We start from the raw sequence: 23,115 nt of genomic DNA, 5'->3' as shown, positions 1-23,115 counted from the left end.
TTGTATGTCAGTGATTTTGATTTCAGGAACGATTGGTGCAGGTAAGAGCAGTTTGACGGATATGCTTGCAAAAGAGATTGATTCTAAACCATTTTATGAAAATGTCGAAGATAACGAAGTATTGCCGCTTTTTTATTCAAATCCTGAGCAGTACGCATTTTTATTGCAAATCTTCTTTTTGAATAAGCGATTTTTAGCAATGAAAAATGCTTTAGTGAACGATGACAATGTGCTAGACCGCTCCATCTACGAAGATAGTCTGTTGTTCCATCTAAATGCTGATTTAGGTCGGGTAACGGATATCGAAGTACAGCAGTACGATAGCTTATTAGATACGATGCTAAACGAGTTAGATGATGTTGCTCCAAAAAAACGGCCTGATTTGATGGTCCATATCAAAGTTTCTTTGGACACGATGCTAGAACGTATCAAAAAACGCGGGCGTGACTATGAACAGCTAGAAAGCGATGAAACGTTATACACCTATTACGAAACATTGAACACCCGCTATAATCAATGGTATGAAGATTTCGATGTATGTCCTAAAATACAAGTGGATGGGGATACATTCGATTTTGTAGAAAATCCAGAAGATGCAAAAAAGGTGATTCGTCAGATCCAAGAAAAATTAGCTGAATTGGAAGGAAAGCCTGCTGGAAAATATTTTACAGATAATCAGCATGCGAAAGGTCAAGGATTAGGCTAAAAATAAAAAACCAAACGACGGGAAAGAAAAATTACTATGTGATGTAGAATAAGTCTTTCTATCGTTTGGTTATTTTATATTCAAAGATGTGAAATAAATAAAACGTTAATCTTTGATTTGTGAACTGAAATGACCCACTGTTTGTTTTACTGATGAAGCTTGATCAAAGGAAGAAGCTCAGTTTGAAGTTCATAAAAATCAGCCATAGTGAGTTTTGCTTGATTTTGCTTATCTTCTTTTGCTTTTTACATAATTTTTGACAGGATAAGATTCAAACGATTTAAAAGAATCTTTGACTAGTTTGTGGCAATTATCGCATATACTCAAACTTCCTTGATCATTAAATTCTGTATGGATATTTTTGTTGTTATTACATGTACAATAATCAGGACTATCGATCATCCATTTCGTCTCCTTTACAGTCATCTTGCTTCTTTACTATAGCAGAAAAGAAGGGGAGAAACAAAAGAAGATCCAACAGACGGCACTATAGACTGTAGATGTTGCCATCCTCATCCTTCAAACGGTAATTACCGATTTTGGTAAATGTGACTGTTGCTTCTTTTTTATTTTCTTTTCCTGAAATAATATATTCGTCATCTTTGGTAGTGATCTTGATATCTGTCAGCACTGTTTTTTCTTCAGATGATTCAGAAGAATCAGCTCCTTGTGTCTGATACGTGCGTGTCCATTCCATTTTTTTATCTGTAAATGTCAACTGTCCCGCGGATAAATCCATATCTTTACGTACTTTTAGCGTATATACACTGTTGGTGATATCTGCTTTTTCCGCTTTTAAGACAGAAGAATCGGTTGTTTCGTCCGAGGATTGGTCAGAGCCGCCAAACAAATCACAGCCAGTCAATGTCAAAAGTCCCGCAGACAAAATAAATAGTACGATTAATTTCTTCAAAATACTTCCCCCATTTGATAGGATAAAGAAATTATACCATTGGAGAGTAAAACTTCAAACGGATGGAAGAGAAAAAATTCACAAAATACCATTAAATGGAATAAATTTTCAAAAGTCATAAAAAATCCACCACCTTTAGAAAGCGTTTTAAAAGATGTGTTGCAATCTTTTAGAAAAGTGCTATATTAAAAATGAACCGGTTCAATTTTAGAATCTAGGAGATGAAATAATGAAAGTCGTAGACAGACTATCTGAAAAAATGCTACCAATCGTATCTAAGATGAGTAGCCAGCGACACTTGCTGGCCATTCGAGACAGTTTTATCGTTACTATGCCGTTAGTAATGGCTGCTTCTGTCATGGTTTTGCTGAATGCTCTGATTTTTTCAAATGCAACAGTCCAAAGAATACTTGATCTAAGTCCATTGGCTGAACTTGCTTCAATCGTGAATAATGGTACGATGAGTATTTTAGCTATTATCGTGTGTTACAATATCGGCTGGAATTCGGCAACCCACTATATCCAAACAGGCGTGATTGATGATCCATTATTTAGTCCTGTTCATGCAGGAATTCTAAGTACAGCCGTAATGTTTATTTTGATGCCTTTATCAAGTACAGTCACTTTGATGGACGGAAATACAGCAGAAGCTACAGGGGTTTTCTTACAAAGTCTGACTTCTTCGTCTGGCTTAGCAACGGCGATGATTGCTGCTCTTGTCAGTACAGAATTATTTATCAAATTAGCGAAAATGAAGAGTTTTAAAATTAGGATGCCAGAAGGAGTTCCACCGGCAGTAGCTACGTCATTTAATTCTTTAGTACCAGAAATAGTTGTCATTTTATTTTTTTCAGTTGTCGTTTTTACTTTAAACCATACGACTGGTTTGAATGTTCCGCAATTAATTGAATTAGCGATTCAGACACCATTGAAAGCTTTTGTTTTATCCGTCCCAGGCATCTTATTTTTACAGTTTTTCTCTGATTTCTTATGGGTGTTTGGTATGCATGGTTCGAGTATTTTGGCTCCTATACGGCAAGCACCTTTGTTACAGTCTATTCAGGAAAACATGGATGCTTTTTCAGTAGGAAAAGAAATTCCTAATATTATTACGGAGCCCTTTACCAATGCATTTGGATTGATCGGAGGTGGCGGGTGTATTTTACCGTTAGTTATTGCTATCTTGTGGGCTTCTAAACGTCAAGAACAGCGATCGATCGCTAAATTTGGTCTGACTACTTGTTTATTTAATATTACGGAACCAATTATGTTTGGATTACCAGTAGTCATGAATCCAATGTATATGGTTCCTTGCGCTATTATACCATTTATTAACTTGATTATTGCCTACGCAGCCACAAGTCTTGGAATCATCAGTAAAACAGTTGCTGCTGCACCTTGGATCACTCCGCCGGTTATACAATCTTTTATTGCTACAGGAGACGATATACGAGCAGCAGTCTTAACAGTAATACTTATCGTTCTAGATGTATTTTTATTCCTGCCATTTGTGTTAGCCGCTAATAAGGCAAAATTGGCAGAAGGAGGATATTAAGGTGTACGATTACCCGTATCAAAACCCAAAGTTGACCATCCGCCAAAGAGTAGAAGATTTACTTTCGCGGATGAATATTGCTGAAAAAGTAGGACAGGTAAACCAGCATTTGTATGGTTGGGAATGTTATGAAAAAAACGGAGACAAGAACGAATTAACAGAAAAGTTAAAAGAACATGTTAAATGGGGAGGCGGTCTGGGTGCCTTATACGGTCTGTTTCGCTCTGATCCGTGGTCTAAAACAGATTATAAGAATGGGATTCTTGCAAAAGAAAGCTGGAAGGTGGCTAACCTAGTCCAAGAATATGTACTAAAGCATTCGCGATGGAAAATTCCAGTTTTGCTTGTAGAAGAATGTCCACATGGTCATCAAGGTTTGGATGGGATTTCTTATCCAACGAATATCGGCCGTGGAAATACCTTCAATGTAGCGTTATTAGAACAAACTAGCCGATTGATGGCAAAAGAACTGGCTGCTAAAGGTGTTCATTTAGCGCTGGTGTCGACTTTGGATCTGGCAAAAGATCCTCGTTGGGGAAGGACAGAAGAGTGCTTTGGGGAAGATCCGATTCTCTCAGCTCGTTTTTCTGAAGCGGTCGTTCGAGGGTTCCAAGGAGAGATTATTTCAGAAAAAGTTTCTTTTCTTGATCAGACAGTAGAGGAAATCAATAAGAAGAAGGATCAGATCGGTGTTGTGTTAAAGCACTGTATCGCACAAGGAGAAGCTTTAGGCGGTCATAATTCAGGCACAGTGACGATTGGACGCAGAGAGTTCTCCGATATTTACGAGCCATTATTGAAGAGCACAAGAAATGCAGTAGGTGTCATGGCTGCTTATAATGATATCGACGGGGTACCTTGTCATATCAATCGAGCGCTTTTTGAGCAAACATTAAGAAAAGAGATCGGTTATCAAGGGATCGTTATGGCAGACGGTGTTGCTTTGGATCGTTTATCCGATGTTTTTACAGATAAAAAGACTGCTGCAGCATATGCATTAGCGGCAGGAATCGATCTCAGTTTGTGGGACGAGACCTATACCAAGATTGCAGAAGCCATTGATGATCAAGTCGTAGATGAAAAGCTACTAGATCAAGCAGTTCGCCGAGTTTTATCTGTCAAATTTTTATTAGGTTTGTTTGAACAACCATTTGCAAACGATCCAAAGGAGTATTGGGATCATCTCATGGAGGAATCAGAGCACTTAAATTTAGAGACAGCAAAAGAAAGTATCACTTTACTAAAAAATGACGGTATATTGCCGTTGGATCAACAAGTAAAAAACATTGCTGTTATAGGACCAAATGCTCACGATGTTTACCACTTGTTGGGAGACTACTCTGCACCACAAACAGAAGACCGTTTGAAAAAAACGATAGTACAAGAGATAAAAACAGAGTTTCCCCAATCAACGGTTTCTTATGCACAAGGATGTGAAGTAAGAAATCAGGAGGATCAGGAAGAAAAATTATTAGAAGCGGTGACCCTTGCTCAAAACTCAGATGTGATCATTGCAGTTCTAGGTGGATCAAGTGCGCGGAACTTTGATATGGAATTTCTTCGTAACGGGGCAGTTTCATCGAAAGGGATCAACATGGATTCTGGAGAAAATGTAGATGTTGCTTCTCTTTCTTTAGGTGGATACCAACAACAACTGATTGAACAATTGTATCAACTAGGCAAGCCAATCATCACGATACTTGTGCAAGGAAGACCCTACGATTTGATGAAAATCGAGTCATTTACGAATGCCATTGCAACAGCATGGTTTCCTGGACAGGAGGGTGGAAAAGCCATTGCGCAGATGATTTCTGGAAGAAATAACCCAAGCGGACGATTGAGTTTGTCTTATCCTAGAAATAGTCAGCAACTACCTGTTTATTACTATCAGCGTGCTGCTTCTAAACAAGAGAATTATTATGATTTAAGCGGCAGTCCATTTTATCCTTTTGGACATGGTCTAAGCTATACAACATTTGAATACAGTCAGATGGAAGTCAAAACGGATATTGACAAAGTAATAATATCAATTAAAGTTAAAAATACAGGAAGTGTTTCAGGTAAAACAAGTACTCTTGTCTATGTCCGATTAATTGACGGCGCTGTCATCCAAAGAACGAAATTATTGAAAGCTTTTCGTAAAGATGACTTGCAGTCTCAAGAGGAAAGACTGCTTGTTTTTGAACTCACTTCTGAAGACTTTAGTTATATGGACATTGATGACAAGCGGCATTATGCAAAGAAAGCGGTCATCACGGTCGAACAACAAGAAAAAGAAATCAAATGTAACTGGCAGGAGTGAAAATGTATGGCATCGATCCGTGACGTGGCTAAGATGGCTGGTGTTTCAGTGGGAACAGTTTCCCGCTATTTAAACGGTCAGCAGCTGAAGGAAAAGAATATGGAAAAAATAGCAGAAGCGATTTCAGCGTTGGACTATAAAGAAAACATCATTGCTAAAGGATTGAAGAATAATCGAAGTTTCTCTATTGGACTTTTGATAAACGGGATATCTAGCCGTTTTGGTTCGGAGGTTGTTTCAGGGATCGAAAGAGTAGCTGAAGAAAATGGGTATAGCTTATTATTAAGCGGGTTTGCCGATCAGCCAGAAAAAATCGATCAAAAAATCGAATACCTGATGAAGCATGCAATCGATGGGTTGATTGTCTTCTTATCAGAAGAAGAGTGGTCTGGATTTGAAATGCTCACAAAAATGAGTATCCCAGTTGTCGCATTGAATTGTCCGGATGGGCCAGGAGGTATTGATACAATAGTAGTGAATGATCGAGAAAGTGTAGCAAGAGTGATTGCTCATCATGGCGAACAAGGACATAAAACAATAGGATTTATTGCTGCCGCTCAAACAGATTACGTAGCAAGAGAACGTTTAGCTGGAGCCAAAGAAGCGGTACAAAAGGATCCGTCTATCCATTTAGAGATCTTTACAGGAGACTATTCTAGAAAAAGCGGCTATTACGGGGCAAAAGCATTATTAGAAAAAAGGGCAACTGCTATTTTTGTCAGCAATTACAATATGTCGATTGGTGCCATCGAATGTTTTAATCAAGAAGGTGTCAGAATCGGGAAGGATATTGCGTTCAGTCACTATGATTATTTAGATAAAAACGATCTGAGTATCCTTCCGAAAATCACGATCACGCCACCAACAGATAAAATCGGGGAACGAGCAGCAGAACAGCTGTTGAAACGAATCAAAAAAGAAGAAGAAGAAAATGAAAAAGTGATTGTGATGGAAATATCATACATGGAATCAACTAAAAAAAAAAAAGAGGTGCTTTGATGAAAAGATATCAATTTCCAGAAAATTTTTGGTGGGGCTCTGCAGCAAGTGGTCCACAAACAGAAGGAAGAATTTCAGGCGATGGAAAAGGAGAGAACATTTTTGATTATTGGTACAAAAACGAACCGCAAAAGTTCTTTGATCAAGTAGGACCTGAAAAAACCTCGCAAGTTTATACGAAGTATCAAGAGGATGTACAGTTGATGAAACAGACTGGGCATAATTCATTTCGAACCTCTATCCAATGGAGCCGTTTGATACCTGATGAATCTGGAACAATCAACGAAGAAGCCGTTCGTTTCTATCATCGCTATTTTGATGAGTTGATTGAAAACGGTATCGAACCCTTTGTTAATCTGTATCATTTCGATATGCCGATGTATCTGCAAGAAAAAGGCGGATGGTTGAACCGAGAAACGGTTGAAGCCTATGAAAAATACGCAAAAAGTTGTTTTCAATTGTTTGGCTCGAAAGTAAAAAAATGGTTTACCCATAATGAACCAATCGTTCCAGTCGAGGCAGGCTATTTGTATCGATGGCATTATCCGGAAGAATCAGATATGAAAAAAGCAATCCAAGTTGGTTATCATGAAGCGTTGGCTTCAGCATTAGCCATCAAAGCTTACCATGAAATGGACCAAAGCGGTGTTATCGGAATCATCTTGAATTTGACACCGAGTTATCCAAGAGACGAATCAAATCCCGAAGATATTAAAGCAGCACGAATAGCAGATGCGTTCTTCAATCGTTCATTCCTTGATCCAGCTGTAAAAGGCGAGTTTCCAAGTGAATTGATCGAAAGAATAAAAGAACTCGATCTAATGCCGGAGATCCATCCAGATGATTTGGCGATCATTAAAGAAAACACAGTAGATCTTTTGGGAATTAATTATTACCAGCCACGCCGAATAAAAGCAAAAGAAACACCAATCGATACTAAAAACGGTCCTATGCCTGAGGATTACTTCGACAATTATGAAATGCCTGGTCGTAAAATGAATCCTTATCGCGGATGGGAGATCTATGAAAAAGGAATCTATGATATTTTGATCAATGTACGAGATCATTATGGGAATATCGACTGTTTTATTTCTGAAAACGGCATGGGTGTAGAAAATGAAGCACGATTTATCAAGGAAGATGGTATGATCCACGATGATTATCGGATCGAATTTGTTCAATCTCATCTGAAATATGTCCATCAAGCCATTCAAGAAGGTGCCAATTGTTTAGGTTATCATATGTGGACATGCATGGATAACTGGTCGTGGACCAATGCCTATAAGAATCGTTACGGTTTTATTTCAGTAGATTTAGCACAAGATGGAAAAAGAACGATTAAGAAATCGGGTCATTGGTTCAAAGATGTATCAGACAGAAATGGATTTGAAGCTTAAAGAATAGCCAAGAGAGAATGTATGAAAATTCCCGTTCTTACCGCTTCAGGAAAAAGAAGTTCAATTATTTACGATCTTTTTCAACTTTTTTGTCTTTCTATTTCATTTTTTGTATATAATAGAATAGTCAAAATTAAATAGGAGTGGAGGAAGGCATGAGGAAAAAAAGACCGTTTCTTCTCTTTTGGTTATTCGGTTTTTTCTTACTGCTTATTTTATCCGCAGCATTTTCAGGAAAAATGACAGCAGATCTTGCTCAGAAAGAAACAGAAAAAATCGTAGCAAGCAAAGAATCAGTAGATAATTTCAAAAAAGAATTCTCAACTTATTGGTGGGAGGAATATAAATTAACTGCCAATTACGAAAAAGGTGAATTGGACATCTATTTGCCAAAAGGAAAAGAAGAAAATCAATTTATCAATATCGATGACGTACTTAGTGCGATTTCTCTCAGACAATATCAATTCAAAGACAAACATTTGGCCGTTTTGCTTTTGACTCATGATGGCGACAAGGTAGCTCGTTTGAAAAATGGAAAAGTGGTCACAGCTTATTCTGAAAAAGTGGACAAAAAAGTGGTGGCCGATCGACTAGCGGAATGGAAAAAAACCAATGAACAAGTCAAGAAAACAACTGCTTCTTCTCAAAAAAACGAGTCGACAGAACCAAGCCCTTCAGATTCTGGCAGTGGACAAACGATAACGGGAAATGAAGAAAATCAAGCCTCAATCATTACGAATGAGTCATCAGAAGGACAATATCAAACCTATGGACAATGAAAAACAGAGGTTGTGAAAAAGCTGTCCTGCATCAAGAAATAAGGAGCTGCGACAAGAATTTTGTCTCAGCCTCTTTTTTTTTGTACGAATACCGAGAAACTACTTTTGAATACCGTGGAGTGAAGCGGTCACCACAAGACTTTTATCTCTTCATTCGTTTAATCGCTTACATCACAGCGGTTTTATGCTGTGAAAAATGAACGGAATAATCTTTAGAAAGAATAAAAAAATCTTAAGATAACAATTTTTTTAGGAAATTTTCATTTTTCAGGAGCAAAATAAGAAAAAATGTGAATAGAGAGAAGTGATATACGTGACACAACTTAAAAAATTGTGCCAAAATCGTTTAGCAATCGTTTTGACAGCTGTTTTCTTTTTTTGGCTGAAGACGATCATTGCTTACTATGCAGATTTTTCATTAGGTGTGGAAGGTACGATCCAGTACTTTATCTTGTGGATCAACCCGATTGCGACTACCTTATTGTTTTTTGGCCTTTCTTTGTATATTAAAAAGCCAAAGCCAGCGTTAGCCATTCTTTTGATCATTGATATTTTAAATACGCTTTTGTTGTACTTGAATATTATTTTTTATCGAGAATTCACAGATTTCATTACAGTCAAATCTGTATTAGGCTTTTCGAAAGTGTCGCAAGGGTTGTCAGGAAGCTCCTTTTCTTTGATGAAACCCCATGATGTCATCTACTGGTTGGATATCGCTGTGTTCATTGGGCTACTGGTTTGGTTGAAGGTCAAGAAAATACCTATCAAAAGCAACCCTGTCAGCAAACCGATGGCTATCGCGGTTACCTGTCTTTCAGGATTGATTTTTTCAGGAAATCTAGCGTTGAGCGAAGCCAACCGTCCACAATTACTGCAGCGGACATTTGACCGTTCCTATATTGTCAAATATCTAGGAATCGATGCGTACACTATTTATGACGGGATCAAAACAGGAATGACCAGCAGTGTTCGCGCGCATGCAAGCAGTAATGGAATTGATGAAGTTTTAGACTATACAAAGAAACATTATGCAGAGCCAAATCCTGAAACATTTGGGCTCGCTAAAGGAAAAAATGTGATTGTCCTTCATTTAGAAAGTTTTCAACAGTTTTTGATCAATATGAAGGTAGACGGACAAGAAGTCACGCCGTTTTTAAATAGTATTTTCCAGAATCAAGCAACGATCAGCTTTGACAATTTCTTTCATGAAGTAGGACAGGGAAAGACAAGTGATGCTGAAAACATGTTGGAAACTGGCACATTTGGTTTACCTCAAGGCTCATTATTCACAGAACTTGGGTCAGATAATGTCTTTCAAGCAGCACCAGCGATCCTTGGACAAACAGAAGGCTATACAAGTGCTGTTTTCCATGGGAATGTAGCTAGTTTCTGGAATAGAGATCATGTATATAAAAATTTAGGGTATGACAATTTCTTTGATCGATCTTATTTTGATGAATCCGACGAAACGTTAGGTTATGGGATATTAGATAAAGATTTATTCAGAGAATCTGCTCAATATCTTGAACATCTACAACAGCCGTTTTACACGAAATTTCTTTCCGTAACCAACCACACGCCTTATTATACGGATGACAAGAATTTCGACTTTCCATCTTTGAATACTGGCAATAGCACAGTAGATAATTATGTTCGAACGGCCCATTATCTGGATCAATCATTGGAACAATTTTTTACGTATTTGAAAAAATCTGGTATTTACCAAAATTCAATCTTTGTGATTTACGGAGATCATTTTGGGATCTCGAATACAGATAATAAAGATTTAGCAAGTGCTCTTGGTAAAGATCCAGATACATGGGATGAATTTGACAACGCACAGATGCAACGAGTGCCATTGATGATCCATATGCCTGGTTACACTAAAGGGACAGTCAATCATGAATACGGTGGAGAAATCGATGTTTTGCCGACATTACTACATCTATTGGGAATCGATGATAAAGATTATCTTCATTTTGGTACAGACTTATTATCTTCTCAGCACGATCAAGTAGTTGCTTTTCGAAATGGGAACTTCGTGACACCCAAATATACCGTCTTAGGAGGAAAAGCTTACAATAATCAGACAGGAGAAATCATCGATACGAAAGCAGCAGGAATCGACGAGGAAATCTCCAAAGATCAGGAAAAAGTCAAGACTGCGTTAAGTCTTTCAGATAAGCTGAATCAGGAAAATCTCTTGCGGTTTTATGTGCCAAACGGATTTGAGACGATTGATCCGAAAAAATATGATTATAAAAACGAAGCGGAACGTAATGAAGCAATCGAAAAGCAAAAAGGTGAACATTCGACCAGTGTCTTTTCAAAAAACGGCAATAAAACAACGACTAACCTATATCCAGTAACAGGAACCAATGCGGAGCAGCAAAAAAATAATCAATAAACAATCAAACCAACCTTCAGGGATTAGACAGCAGTCTCATGCTTGAAGGTTGGTATTTTTTATGAGAAAAACATTTTTTTATTTTTTTCGTGTATTTTTTATTTTTAACGTATCTATTTATTGAATGCGGAAAATTTAAATTGAAATAATCATTCCTCTTATTGGCAAGCATTCTGGAAAAGCCAAGGGTTAATTTCAATTAAAAAAGGAGAACTATTATGTATGATGGAGAATTGATCAAGAAGCTTCGAGTCAACAAAAAGCTGACGCAGTCCCAATTAGCGGAAGGAATCTGTTCTAAAACTTCGCTAGTCGGGATCGAGACGAATTCAGTGAAAAAAGTATCGTTTGGAACATTGAAATCATTTTTAGAGCGAATGAACATGACACTTGCCGAATATGAATGGATACGAAATCAGCTTGATGAGCCAAAAAAATTAAAGAAAAAAAGACGAATGCTAGATCGGATTCAAGAAGACAGCTTTGATCCTTACAAAGAAATTGCTAATAACCGCAGGCACTATAAGAAAACAGAAGATCTGTACTATTTGGTTTTGAATCTGCACATGTCCAAAAAAACAGAAGTATCTGAGACGGAATTCGAATTTTTGCGTTATGAATGTCGTATCATTGAAGAATATTTGATCAAGTACCAGAGTATGGTCAATTTGAAGTATCTATTCTAGCTGATTTTCCTTGGATATTCAGTGATCGGTTTATTGAGAATAATTATTTGAAAATCAAAAAAAGAATGCGACGGATCGCGCAACTGAATAATCACGAGCAGTATCTTTTTACTTTTTTGACGAATCTGACTTTGTTTTATATAGAAAATGGTCGCTTAAAAAAGGCACGTAGCGTGAATGAAGATATGAAACGGAGTTTAGCGCATAAAGAAAGAAGTACAGTGATTTATGAAACATTGATGGCGGACTATTACCAACGACTGATTTCCGCTGCTTTAGGGGAAGAAAAATCGGAAGACTACCAAGAGTTTTTCACAGTGATCGAATATACATTAGGGAAGAATCAAAGGAATTCTTTAGAGAAAAAACTGCTGGCCATTGCTAAATCCAGCAGTTAGACCAACAGTTTAGGATTTGTATCACTTCGCCGCTTTTTCAGCCGGTTTGTTTGTATCGAATGGTGGGAAAAAGCGGGCGATCTCTTTTGTTGCAGCATCACGGGAATCAGAAGCATGGATGATGTTTTCAGTCCCCGGCAGTGCATAATCTCCTCGGATCGTACCTGGAACGGCATCAGCCGCTTTTGTTGCTCCGACCATCTTACGGACGATATCGATCACTTCCTCGCCGACCAGCACAAGATAAACGACCGGACCAGAAGTCATGTAATCGATCAGTTCATCAAAAAAACTGCGTTCAGTCAAGTGCTGATAATGCTCTTTTGCTAGTTCAGGTGTCATCGTTGCAAATTTCATTTCAGCAATGGCCAGTCCCTTTGCTTCAAAACGTTGGATGATGCTTCCGACCAAATGGCGTCTTACGCCGTCTGGCTTGATAATAACAAGTGTTCGTTCCATAACAGCACCTCGTTTCCTACTATAATTCTATTATAGCGGGAGGTGGAAAATGAGACAAATAAAACTGCGTGAGACGGAAATATAACGCGTGTATTTTAAAAAAGTATGAAAAACATGGAAAATTGATTTGACATCCTCTTTTTTAGTTGTTATATTAACGAAGGAAAACCGAATAGGATTTGTTAGGTGAGGCTCCTATACAAACATAGGCTACTGCCCAAAAACGTCGAGAGACGCCAATGGGTAGAACAGGAATTGTCGAGATAAGGCTTTTCATAAGGTAGCTAAAAGCAGATATCTGCTTTTTACGTTGTACAGTGTCAAAACTCAACGATGAGATCTGAGAAGCTTTTTTGATTTGCTTTTTCAAACCTTTCGCTGAGTATTTGGCGAGAGGTTTTTTTGTTGCCGCAAATCCCATCGGTGAAAAAACAAAAAGGGAGGTGAGCGAGTTGGGAAAATAACAATTCGAAAAATGATTGGAAGTCATGAATTAAAATTACTTAGTAAAGGAGATGAGAACAAATGGATGACAGTCATTCGAAAAACAAGGATTTAGAGGAAAGGCCAGGGCTATTATCTATCTGTTCTCAGCCCCTTTCAGCATTTTCTCTATCGATCCGATAAATAGCAAAAGACCAGAAACAGCGAAAACAGCTGTCTTTTGGACACAAAGGAGAGATTGAGATGGAAAAAAAGAAAGATACACAAAAAATCTATGCAGCTTTTGCTGGAAAAACGAAGCAAGAATTATTTGAATTGTTCCATGCATCAGCAAATGGATTGTCAGAAGAACAAATCGAGCGTTCAAGAGAAACTTATGGTGAAAATGCGATTTCATATGGCAAAAAAACACCATTCATTATAGAAATATTGAAAGCATACATCACACCCTTTACATTAGTGTTGATTGCATTAGGAATTATTTCATTCATTACGGAATACGTATTAGCCGCCCCAGGAGATAAAGATCTCTTCGGTGTAGCCATTATCTTCACTATGGTTATTGTCAGTGGGACGATGACGTTGATCCAGTCTGTGCGTTCTAATCAAGCAGCTGAAAAACTGAAATCACTTGTGAAAGTAACGGCAGCTGTCAAACGAAATGGCGAGTATACTGAGATTCCTATGGAAGAAATTGTCTGCGGAGATCTTGTGCGGCTTTCAGCAGGAGATATGATACCAGCGGATATGCGTTTATTGTCCGCAAAGGATCTATTCATTTCCCAAGCAGCACTGACAGGGGAAAGCTATCCAGTAGAAAAGCATGCGAAAGTATGTGAAGACGATCAGCAAAGCGAAACAAGTTATGAAAATCTTGTCTTTATGGGAAGCAATGTCATCAGTGGAAGCGCGGAAGGAATCATTGTTTCTGTCGGAAATGACACACTATTTGGGCATGTAGCAGAAACGCTATCTGAAAAACCCATCCAATCAAGTTTTGAATTAGGCATCCACAAAACATCCATGCTGCTGATCAAATTTATGTCATTGATGGCTCCAGCAGTTATCGTTATCAATGGGCTTACAAAAGGAGATTGGTTAGAAGCTTTTCTTTTTGGATTATCTGTAGCAGTTGGTTTAACGCCTGAAATGCTTCCAATGATCGTTACGACGAATTTGGTCAAAGGAGCAAGTGTGATGGCCAAAAAAGGAACAGTCATCAAAAATTTAAATGCTATCCAGAATTTTGGTGCGATCGATGTGTTATGTACGGATAAAACGGGAACATTGACACAAGACAAAATCATTCTTGAATATCATATGGATTGTGAAGGAAATGAAGATGATCGTGTTTTGCGCCATGCTTATCTAAACAGCTACTATCAAACAGGGCTGAAAAATTTGTTAGATGTGGCTATCATTGATGAAGCAGCAGAAACTTTAGATACAGATACGATCAATTATCAAAAAGTAGATGAAATTCCTTTTGATTTTGAACGTCGCCGTATGAGTGTTGTGGTCGCTGATCCAGCTGGCAAAACACAGATGATCACAAAAGGCGCGATTGAAGAAATGTTGAACATTTCTAAATTTATTGATCTTGGTGGTATTGTCGCACCATTAACAAAAGAACGAAAAGAAGCGGTGCTTGCAAAAGTACAATCACTTAATGAAGACGGCTTGCGAGTGATTGGTGTCGCACAAAAGACCAATCCAAGCGTTGTTGGAGAATTTTCAGTCAAAGATGAGTCAGACATGGTTCTGATTGGTTATCTTGCTTTCCTTGATCCACCAAAAGAAACAACAAAACAAGCGTTGAAAGCTTTAAAAGAACATGGTGTAGCTGTAAAAGTTCTGACTGGGGACAATGAATTAGTCACACGGTCTGTGTGCCGTCAAGTAGACCTAGAAATCAATGAATTGATTACTGGTGAGAAAATCTCGGAAATGAATGATCATGAATTAGCGCAAGTAGCTGAAGACCATGAAGTATTCGTAAAATTGAATCCTCAGCAAAAAGCACGATTGACGACAGCTTTACGTAAAAATGGTCATACTGTCGGATTTTTAGGAGATGGTATCAATGATGCTCCAGCAATGAAAGTGGCTGATATCGGTATTTCCGTGGATACAGCTGTGGATATCGCAAAAGAATCAGCAGACGTGATCCTTTTAGAAAAAGATTTGACGATTTTGGAAAGAGGCCTTCTTTCTGGACGAGAAACTTTTGGAAACATCATGAAATATATCAAGGCTACAGCAAGTTCTAATTTTGGCAATATGTTTTCCGTACTGATTGCCAGTACGTTCTTACCATTTTTACCAATGTTGCCTTTGCAACTTCTATTTTTGAATCTGATCTATGACGTTTCTTGCATTTCCTTACCATGGGATCGGATGGATAAAGAATATTTGGATGAGCCAAAGAAATGGAATGCATCTAGTATTGGAAAATTCATGGTTTATTTTGGTCCAACAAGTTCGATTTTTGATATCACTACTTACTTGTTGATGTATTTTGTTATTTGTCCTGCTGTAGTTGGTGGAAGTTTCCATACATTGGATAGCTCACAACAAGTGATTTTTATCGCATTATTCCATGCAGGATGGTTCGTCGAATCCCTGTGGACACAAACATTAGTGCTCCATGCATTGCGTACACCGAAAATACCATTTATCCAAAGCAATGCAACATTTGCCATGCTGGTTATCACTACATTAGGAATCATTGTCGGTTCAGTCCTTCCATTCACAGGATTTGGTGCTGAGTTAGGCTTGATGCCGCTCCCTGGCAATTACTGGTTATGGCTGCTTGTAACAGTCGTCGCTTATCTGGCGCTTGTGACAGCTGTGAAGAAAATCTATATCCGTCGATTCCAAGAACTCTTATAAGTGATGCGGCTGGGCTCTATGCTTCTGTTCATTTTGGATCAATCATGCTAAACTAGGTGTATTGTTTTGGAAAGGATTAATGTATAGATGAAAGGTGCAATATTTGATTTAGATGGTTTGTTAGTGGATACGGAAAGAACGTATCGGGATGGTTGGCTTTGGGGATTCCAGCAATTTGATATTCATATCCCGAAAGAAATCGTTGACGCTTGGGGCGGAAAAAACTGGAAATAAAGTTTTGATATTTTAGTGCAGGTAGCAGGCAGTCCTGAAAAAGTGCAGGAAGTCCGAGCAAAGCGTGAAGAATATTTTTATCAACAGCTGACAAGTGGAGCTATCCAATTGAAACCCTACGCAAAAGAAATATTGACAGACTTAAAAGAACGTCATATGAAACTAGGGATTGCTACAACAACTGTTACGAAAAGAGCAACAGATATCTTGGATCACTTTCAATTAGCCGATTACTTTGATACGTTTACGTTCGGAGATGAAGTATCGGAGAACAAGCCTTCACCGGTCCCTTATCTGACAGCTTTGGAACGAACAGGATTAGAAGCTCCTTCAGCTTTTGCAGTGGAAGATTCTTTAGTAGGAGCGACAGCCGCTTCACGTGCTGGACTAGGCGTTGTTTTGATACCCGATTCCAGTTTTGTTCGAAATTATAGCGTCGAAGAGAAGGAAAAATTGAACCTTCTTGCGGAAGGGAAAGATCTTCGAACTGTTATTGAAATGTTAGATAAAAAAACAGAAAAATAAATATAGAAAAAATAATTTGAATTTCATGCTTGACTTTTCAGTTTTCCTCCTGTAGATTATTCCCAACAACAAAATATTGATTTCGTTGAGAAGGAAAGTAAGTTTGGAAACTTTGCAGAGAGGCTCTGGCTGGTGTGAAGAGTCAAGTAAGAAAAGCTGAAAATGGCCTTGGAGAATAATTTGTCGATAAGTAGGCAAATTCGGAAATGTTCGACCGTTAAAACGAACGCCAATCTCTCTTTTTGAGATGTTGGGCTTGAGGGAAGAAAACTTCCGAAAAAAGGTGGTACCACGATACGTCGTCCTTTTACTGACATAGTTTATGTTAGTAAAAGGATTTTTTTTTTGAATATTATTTGCATTGAAATGGTAAGTACGATAGAAGAACCTTTGACAGAGAGCTTCGGTAGCTGAGAAGAAGCAAGGAACGACTATTGGAAAATGGCCATCGAGCAATTCATCCCGAGCATAGATGTAAGGCGGTGACGGCTGCGACCGATATCTTGCTAGAGTATGATGGTACTTGAAGAGGAGTTGTGTGTGAACACAGCTTGAACATGAGGTGGTAACACGCAAAAAGGCGTCCTCAAGAAAATGACTATTTTCATTTTCTTGAGGATGCTTTTTTTATAGACAAGGAGGAATGTTAATGATTGAATTGCGAGATGTTTCTGTATGTTTCAAACAAAAAGAAAAAGAGATACAGGCAGTAGATTCTGTAGATTTAACGATTGAAAAAGGGGATGTTTATGGGATCGTCGGTTACTCAGGTGCAGGAAAGAGTACGTTAGTCCGCGTGATGAATTTGTTGCAGAAACCAACAGCAGGAGAAGTCATCGTCAACCAGACGAATTTAAGCCAGCTCTCTCCAAAAGAATTGCGAAAAGAAAGAAAGGCCATCGGTATGATCTTTCAGCATTTCAATCTAATGGAAAGTCGAACGATTTTTGACAACGTAGATTTTTCTCTAAAGTATTCTGGAAAATCAAAACAGGAACGTCGTCAAAAAGTGAATGAACTACTGGAACTTGTCGGTCTGGAAGAAAAAGCATCTGCGTATCCTAAACAACTGTCGGGGGGACAAAAACAACGAGTGGCAATCGCACGAGCTCTGGCAAATGAACCTAAAGTGTTGTTATGCGATGAAGCAACTAGTGCACTTGATCCGAAAACGACCCTTCAGATCCTTGCGCTGTTAAAAAAACTAAATCGTCAACTAGGTCTAACGATCGTCCTGATTACTCACGAGATGCAAGTTGTCAAAGAAATCTGCAACAAGGTGGCGGTTATGGAAGCTGGGAAAATCATTGAAAAAGGCAGCAGCATCCAGATTTTCAGTCATCCTGAAGAAGAATTGACTAAAGATTTTATTCGGACAGCGACACACCTTGACCAAGCATTGGAAACAATCAGTGCCCATGCTGCTTTTGCCGATCAGATTGCAAATAAATGGTTGGTGGAATTAAGTTATATCGGCAACCAGACGAACGAACCTCTAATCGCTCATCTTTACAGCAAGTACCAAGTAACAGCGAATATCTTATACGGTAATGTAGAGCTATTACAAGAAACACCCTTAGGAAGTTTGATCGTTACTTTAGCTGGAGAAACCAAACAGCGGCAAAAAGCATTGGATTATTTGATCAAATCTGGTGTAAAAGTAACTATTTTACAAAAAAACGAATTAGATAACCGTATCAAAGTCATAGAAGGAGGAAGCTAAAATGACTGAATTTTTTAAAACATATTTGCCGAATGTCTATTTGATTCCGGATGAATTCATCGAAGCGACAAAGCAAACACTATATATGTCTTTTTGGACGGCATTCATTGGTGGGATTATCGGAATCATCCTAGGTGTGACGTTAGTAGTGACGCGTCCAAATGGATTACTAGCTAACAGGCTGCTGTTCGAAATACTTGATAAGTTGATCAATATCATTCGTTCCATCCCTTTTATTATCTTGCTTTCCCTTTTAGCTTTGACTACTCGTTTCTTAGTTGGAACGACGATCGGTGCCAAAGCAGCTTTAGTCCCTTTGATTTTTGGTGTTGTCCCGTTTTTTGCCCGTCAAATCGAGAATGCACTGCTAGAAGTTGATCCTGGGGTGATCGAAGCAGCAGAAGCGATGGGCACGAGCCCAATCGGCATCATTTTACGTGTTTATTTGTTAGATGGGTTACCCGGTATCATTCGGGTCTCAGCGTTGACGATTATCAATGTGATCGGACTGACTACCATGGCCGGAGCAGTAGGTGCCGGCGGATTAGGGAATCTTGCTATATCGAGAGGATATAATCGATTCCAAACAGATGTAACGATTGTCGCTACATTATTGATTCTGGTCTTAGTTTTTTTGAGTCAATTTATCAGTAATCAACTGATTAAAAAAATCACACATTGAAAGTGGAGGAGAAAAAATGAAAAAAATTATTCGTTTTGCAGTCATTACATTTGTAGCAATTATTTGGTTGGTAGGGTGCAGCCAAGGAAAAGTAGCTACAACTGACAAAAAAGAAACGACCGTAAAACTAGGGATCATTGGGGAAGATACAGATGTATGGGACGATGTGAAAGAGCGTTTGAAAAAGGAAAACATCCATTTGGAATATGTGAAATTTACAGATTACAATCAGCCAAATGCGGCTTTAGCAGATGGATCGATCGATTTGAACTCCTTCCAACATCAATTCTTTTTAGACAATTACAATGAAGAACACGGAACTGATTTAGTATCGATTGGGAATACGGTTAATGCACCGTTGGGAATTTATTCCAATACGTTAAAAGATGTGGCTGATATCAAAGATGGAGCGAAAGTTGCCATCCCTAATGATGTCACGAATGGCGGCAGAGCTCTTCTGTTATTGCAAACTGCTGGATTGATCAAAGTGGACAAGGCAAAAGGCCAAGCGCCTACCGTTTCTGATATTACCGAGAATAAAAAAAATCTAGACATTTCTGAGTTAGATGCTTCCCAAACAGCACGTGCTTTGTCGGATGTAGACATTTCAGTCATCAATAGCGGTGTAGCTGTAGATGCTGGATTTAATCCCGCTTCTGATGCAATCTTCTTAGAACCAGTCGATGACCATGCACGTCCTTATGTCAATATCATCGTTGCAAGAAAAGAAGATGAAGACAATAAAACGTATCAAAAAATAGTAGATGCCTATCAAACAGAAGAAACAGCCAAAGTAATCGAAAAAACATCAAAAGGTTCAAGCGTACCTGCGTGGGAAACATTCGGGAGAAAATAAGAAAAAACGACTAGCATAGGAGGAAATTTTTATGACAACCACACTCTCAACAAATCAATTGAAAGATCTGATCCAATACCGTTTACCAGAATATCAAGCACTTGCACTAGCTATTCACGACCATCCTGAAGTAAGTAATTATGAATTTTATTCCTCAGCAGCTTTAATCAAACAATTGGAAAAAGAAGGGTTCTGGGTAGAAAAAGAAGTAGCTGGGCACCGAACAGGCTTTGATGCACGTTATATTTCCAATAAACCAGGTCCGACAATTGCCTTTTTGGCAGAATTTGATGCTTTACCAGGTATTGGTCATGCATGCGGACATAATTTATTTGGTACTTACTCCGTATTAGCAGCCAGCATAGTGAAACAATTCATTGATGAGATTGGCGGAGAAATCCGTGTGTATGGTACTCCAGGGGAAGAAGGAGGCGAAAATGGATCAGCTAAGGGCAGCTTCGTTCGGGAAGGTTTTTTTGAGGATGTCGATGCAGCATTATGTGTCCATCCAGCTTTTCGTTATGGGAAAACGACAGAATCTTTAGCAAATGATCCAGTTGATATCAAATTTTACGGTGTCGCTTCTCATGCAGCAGCAGCACCTGAAAAAGGAGTAAATGCTTTGGAAGCCTTGATCCAAGTGTTTAACGGAATCAACGCTCTACGCTTGCAATTGCCAAAAGATGTCAATATCCATGGAATCATTACAGATGGAGGCGTGGCGGCCAACGTCATACCAGACTACGCTGCTGGACGTTTCTATTTACGTGCAGGAAATCGACAAACATTAGACAGAGTATATGAAAAAGTGGAAAATATCGTACGAGGTGCTGCATTAAGCACGGGTACGACTTTTGAGTTTGGATTGTTCCAAAATGCAGTCGATGATGTCATCGTCACGCCTTCTTTCGATGACTTATTCTTCCAACATGCAAAAGAAGCAGGTGTTCCTGATGAAGAAATAGAAACGGAACAAAGAACAAGTCTAGGTTCTTCTGATGTAGGAAATGTCAGCCAAGTCATTCCAACGATACAGCCTACTGTAGCAATCTCTGAGACATACATTGCCGGACATACAGAAGAATTCAAAGCTGCTGCTAAAAGTGAAAAAGGACTTGCTTCTATTGCGATTGCAGCGGAATTACTTGCCAATACAGCTCTAGATTTATTGAGAGAACCCAAGCTATTAGAAAAAATCAAACAAGAACATCAAGAAACAGTAGCAAGAAAAAAACAAGAGGGCGCTACTTTCTAGTAAAAAGATAAAGTTGTGCGTGAAAGTGATAAAAATAATTTTCAGAAAAATGAAAAAATATTTTCTTTTTCATTGACAAATGATCTTATGGAAGGTAAACTTCATACAAGTCAACTTTTCACGCAGTAGCGGTTAGGTGTTTTGTTCAGAAAGTCGGTGGTCGCTGCGAATCGATCAAGCCTAATTGACGAATTACATGGAAAGTCCATACATTTGAATAATCGTTTGAAAGTGAAAAACAGATCTGTTTTTAATTAAGGTGGTACCGCGGAGTCATTCGTCCTTAGTTGAAAGCAGGTCTTTTTATTTTTATAAAGGAGGAATCGCGGATGAATTGTGGCGGAGTAATCCGATATCTTAACTTTTTTAGAACATAAGAACAACTAAAAAAGGAGAGATTATCATGGAAAAAAAAGGAACACCAAGTTTTTTAGAAGCAACACTTGTATTAATGGTCATTGTTTTAGGCATTGCGATTGGCGTTGTCGGATTAAAGGTTTCGCCTAATATCACGATTTTGGCAGCTATCGGAATGGTCATGTTGTACGCAGTGATAAAAAAATTCCCGACAGATTGGCTGCACGAAGGGATCATCAATGGCATCAAATCGGGGATCATTCCAATCTTTATTTTTATTTTAGTCGGTTCATTGATTGCTGTATGGATACAAGCAGGAATTATTCCAACCCTCATGGTCATTGGATTTAAATTGATCAGTGTCCAGTGGTTCGTCCCTTCTGTATTTGTTGTTTGTGCAATCGTAGGTAGCGCTGTAGGGAGTGCCTTTACGGTTATGTCAACGATTGGGATTGCATTTTTCGGTATTGGGACAACACTAGGACTAAATCCAGCCCTTGTAGTTGGAGCCATTGTTTCAGGTGCCGTTTTTGGAGACAAGATGTCTCCATTATCCGAATCAACAAATTTAGCAGCAGCTATTGTTGATGCCGATTTGTTCAAACACATCAAGCATATGATGTGGTCGACTGTTCCGGCATTTGTTGTTTCTTTCTTTTTATTCATGATTTTAGGACACACAAGTAAAGCCGCAAGTCTTTCATCTATTCGTGAAGTGACCGATATTCTAGAAGCAAACTTTACTATTTCGATCTGGTCACTGATTCCTCTATTTTTAATGCTCTTGTGTGCATGGAAAAAGGTGCCGGCAATTTTGACGATTTTGTTGAATATCGCTGTAGCAGTAGGAATGATCTTTATTCAAAACCCACAAACTTCCTTAACAAAGTTGGCAGGGGTCATCGAATCTGGATTTGTTTCAAATACTAGAAACCAACAAATCGATTCACTGCTTAGCCGTGGAGGAATCGAAAGTATGATGCCAACTGTGTCATTGATTATTCTAACATTGTCATTAGGTGGTTTGTTGATCGAATTTGGGTTGATCTCAACCGTTATGGAACGAGTATCAAGAAAGATGACGAACACCCCAAAATTGATTTTTACAACATTGATGACAAGCATCGGAGTAAATATCTTTATTGGAGAACAATTTCTATCTGTTATCCTGCCTGGTAATGCATTTAAAGAAACTTACGAAAAAGCAGGCTTTGATCCAACTGTATTAGGGAGAACACTAGAAGATGGTGGAACAGTGATCAATTACTTAGTGCCTTGGGGAATCGCCGGAAGTTTCGTAGCAAGTACATTTGGCATTCCTACACTCACTTACTTGCCATTCGTGTTTTTCAGTTTGCTTTCACCTGTGTTTTCGATGGTCAGTGCCTTTACAGGTTGGGGGATCTCAAAGAAATTTGTGAAACCGCAAGAAGCAGTAAGCAAGACAGCGCAATTAGAACAATAAAAACGGAAAAAGGGAGTGTGACAAAAGTCTTGTCACACTCCCTTTTACGAATAAACGGTGTTCAAAAGCCAGTTTCTCGGT

General features: G+C 38.6%; 15 protein-coding genes, 3 pseudogenes, 1 riboswitch and 2 other annotated features. Of the genes and pseudogenes, 15 read left to right on the top strand and 3 right to left on the bottom strand.

Going from position 1 to position 23,115, the window contains the following annotated elements; all coding sequences use genetic code 11:
- Window positions 1-4 precede the first annotated feature (4 nt).
- The gene (locus HMPREF2961_RS00910) at window positions 5-706 is read left to right on the top strand and encodes a deoxynucleoside kinase (protein ID WP_070703764.1); all 702 of its coding nucleotides are present in this window, start codon (window positions 5-7) and stop codon (window positions 704-706) included.
- Window positions 707-934: 228 nt separating this feature from the next.
- Here the strand turns inward: HMPREF2961_RS00910 and HMPREF2961_RS15270 are convergent, their stop codons facing one another.
- Together HMPREF2961_RS15270 and HMPREF2961_RS00900 are read right to left on the bottom strand one after the other, a co-directional pair.
- Window positions 935-1,132 (bottom strand): hypothetical protein, encoded by a 198-nt coding sequence (locus HMPREF2961_RS15270; protein ID WP_123838128.1) that lies wholly within the window; start codon window positions 1,130-1,132, stop codon window positions 935-937.
- Between the two features lie 61 nt (window positions 1,133-1,193).
- Window positions 1,194-1,619: a hypothetical protein gene (locus tag HMPREF2961_RS00900; RefSeq protein WP_024634946.1), complete on the bottom strand. Its 426-nt coding sequence runs from the start codon at window positions 1,617-1,619 to the stop codon at window positions 1,194-1,196.
- Window positions 1,620-1,848: 229 nt separating this feature from the next.
- On the opposite strand from HMPREF2961_RS00900, the gene HMPREF2961_RS00895 reads away from it, so the two are divergent.
- The 7 genes and pseudogenes from HMPREF2961_RS00895 to HMPREF2961_RS00865 all read left to right on the top strand — a co-directional run bounded on the left by HMPREF2961_RS00895 (window position 1,849) and on the right by HMPREF2961_RS00865 (window position 12,142).
- Window positions 1,849-3,174 (top strand): PTS sugar transporter subunit IIC, encoded by a 1,326-nt coding sequence (locus tag HMPREF2961_RS00895; protein ID WP_070703762.1) that lies wholly within the window; start codon window positions 1,849-1,851, stop codon window positions 3,172-3,174.
- A gap of 1 nt (window position 3,175) precedes the next feature.
- Window positions 3,176-5,476, top strand: a complete 2,301-nt coding sequence (locus HMPREF2961_RS00890; RefSeq protein WP_070703760.1) for a glycoside hydrolase family 3 C-terminal domain-containing protein — start codon at window positions 3,176-3,178, stop codon at window positions 5,474-5,476.
- 6 nt (window positions 5,477-5,482) lie between these two features.
- A pseudogene (locus tag HMPREF2961_RS00885) lies at window positions 5,483-6,453 on the top strand (LacI family DNA-binding transcriptional regulator).
- A 21-nt stretch (window positions 6,454-6,474) separates the two neighbouring features.
- A complete protein-coding gene (locus HMPREF2961_RS00880; RefSeq protein ID WP_070703756.1) occupies window positions 6,475-7,872 on the top strand; it encodes a glycoside hydrolase family 1 protein in 1,398 nt (465 codons plus the stop codon).
- Between the two features lie 155 nt (window positions 7,873-8,027).
- A complete protein-coding gene (locus HMPREF2961_RS00875) occupies window positions 8,028-8,651 on the top strand; it encodes a hypothetical protein (RefSeq protein WP_002346113.1) in 624 nt (207 codons plus the stop codon).
- A 313-nt stretch (window positions 8,652-8,964) separates the two neighbouring features.
- The gene (locus HMPREF2961_RS00870) at window positions 8,965-11,058 is read left to right on the top strand and encodes an LTA synthase family protein (RefSeq protein ID WP_024634950.1); all 2,094 of its coding nucleotides are present in this window, start codon (window positions 8,965-8,967) and stop codon (window positions 11,056-11,058) included.
- Between the two features lie 218 nt (window positions 11,059-11,276).
- Window positions 11,277-12,142, top strand: a pseudogene (locus HMPREF2961_RS00865) (helix-turn-helix domain-containing protein).
- 21 nt (window positions 12,143-12,163) lie between these two features.
- Here the strand turns inward: HMPREF2961_RS00865 and ndk are convergent.
- A complete protein-coding gene (gene ndk / locus HMPREF2961_RS00860; protein WP_024634952.1) occupies window positions 12,164-12,601 on the bottom strand; it encodes a nucleoside-diphosphate kinase in 438 nt (145 codons plus the stop codon).
- A 171-nt stretch (window positions 12,602-12,772) separates the two neighbouring features.
- Window positions 12,773-12,947: riboswitch (M-box (ykoK) riboswitch) on the top strand.
- Between the two features lie 341 nt (window positions 12,948-13,288).
- Here ndk and mgtA point away from each other — a divergent pair.
- The 7 genes and pseudogenes from mgtA (at window position 13,289) to nhaC (ending at window position 23,034) form a co-directional block, all read left to right on the top strand.
- Complete coding sequence (gene mgtA / locus HMPREF2961_RS00855) at window positions 13,289-15,937, top strand: magnesium-translocating P-type ATPase (protein ID WP_070703754.1); 2,649 nt, start codon at window positions 13,289-13,291, stop codon at window positions 15,935-15,937.
- Between the two features lie 87 nt (window positions 15,938-16,024).
- A pseudogene (locus HMPREF2961_RS00850) lies at window positions 16,025-16,696 on the top strand (HAD family hydrolase).
- A gap of 76 nt (window positions 16,697-16,772) precedes the next feature.
- Window positions 16,773-17,006: a binding site (T-box leader), on the top strand.
- Between the two features lie 42 nt (window positions 17,007-17,048).
- Window positions 17,049-17,287: a binding site (T-box leader), on the top strand.
- 58 nt (window positions 17,288-17,345) lie between these two features.
- Entirely contained in the window at window positions 17,346-18,419 is a 1,074-nt protein-coding gene (locus tag HMPREF2961_RS00845; RefSeq protein ID WP_070703752.1) for a methionine ABC transporter ATP-binding protein, read from the top strand.
- Window position 18,420: 1 nt separating this feature from the next.
- On the top strand, window positions 18,421-19,101 hold the full coding sequence (locus HMPREF2961_RS00840; protein WP_070703750.1) for a methionine ABC transporter permease: 681 nt from the start codon (window positions 18,421-18,423) through the stop codon (window positions 19,099-19,101).
- A 16-nt stretch (window positions 19,102-19,117) separates the two neighbouring features.
- Entirely contained in the window at window positions 19,118-19,957 is an 840-nt protein-coding gene (locus HMPREF2961_RS00835; protein WP_070703748.1) for a MetQ/NlpA family ABC transporter substrate-binding protein, read from the top strand.
- 31 nt (window positions 19,958-19,988) lie between these two features.
- Complete coding sequence (locus HMPREF2961_RS00830; protein WP_070703746.1) at window positions 19,989-21,212, top strand: M20 family metallopeptidase; 1,224 nt, start codon at window positions 19,989-19,991, stop codon at window positions 21,210-21,212.
- 403 nt (window positions 21,213-21,615) lie between these two features.
- Window positions 21,616-23,034, top strand: a complete 1,419-nt coding sequence (gene nhaC, locus HMPREF2961_RS00825) for a Na+/H+ antiporter NhaC (RefSeq protein WP_070703744.1) — start codon at window positions 21,616-21,618, stop codon at window positions 23,032-23,034.
- Window positions 23,035-23,115: the final 81 nt, after the last annotated feature.

Origin of the sequence: Enterococcus sp. HMSC076E04 (assembly GCF_001814285.1) — a bacterium.
GTDB classification, from domain to species: domain Bacteria; phylum Bacillota; class Bacilli; order Lactobacillales; family Enterococcaceae; genus Enterococcus_B; species Enterococcus_B lactis.
The sequence above is the reverse complement of the archived record's forward strand: the minus strand, read 5'-3'. Positions and strand labels throughout refer to the sequence as shown.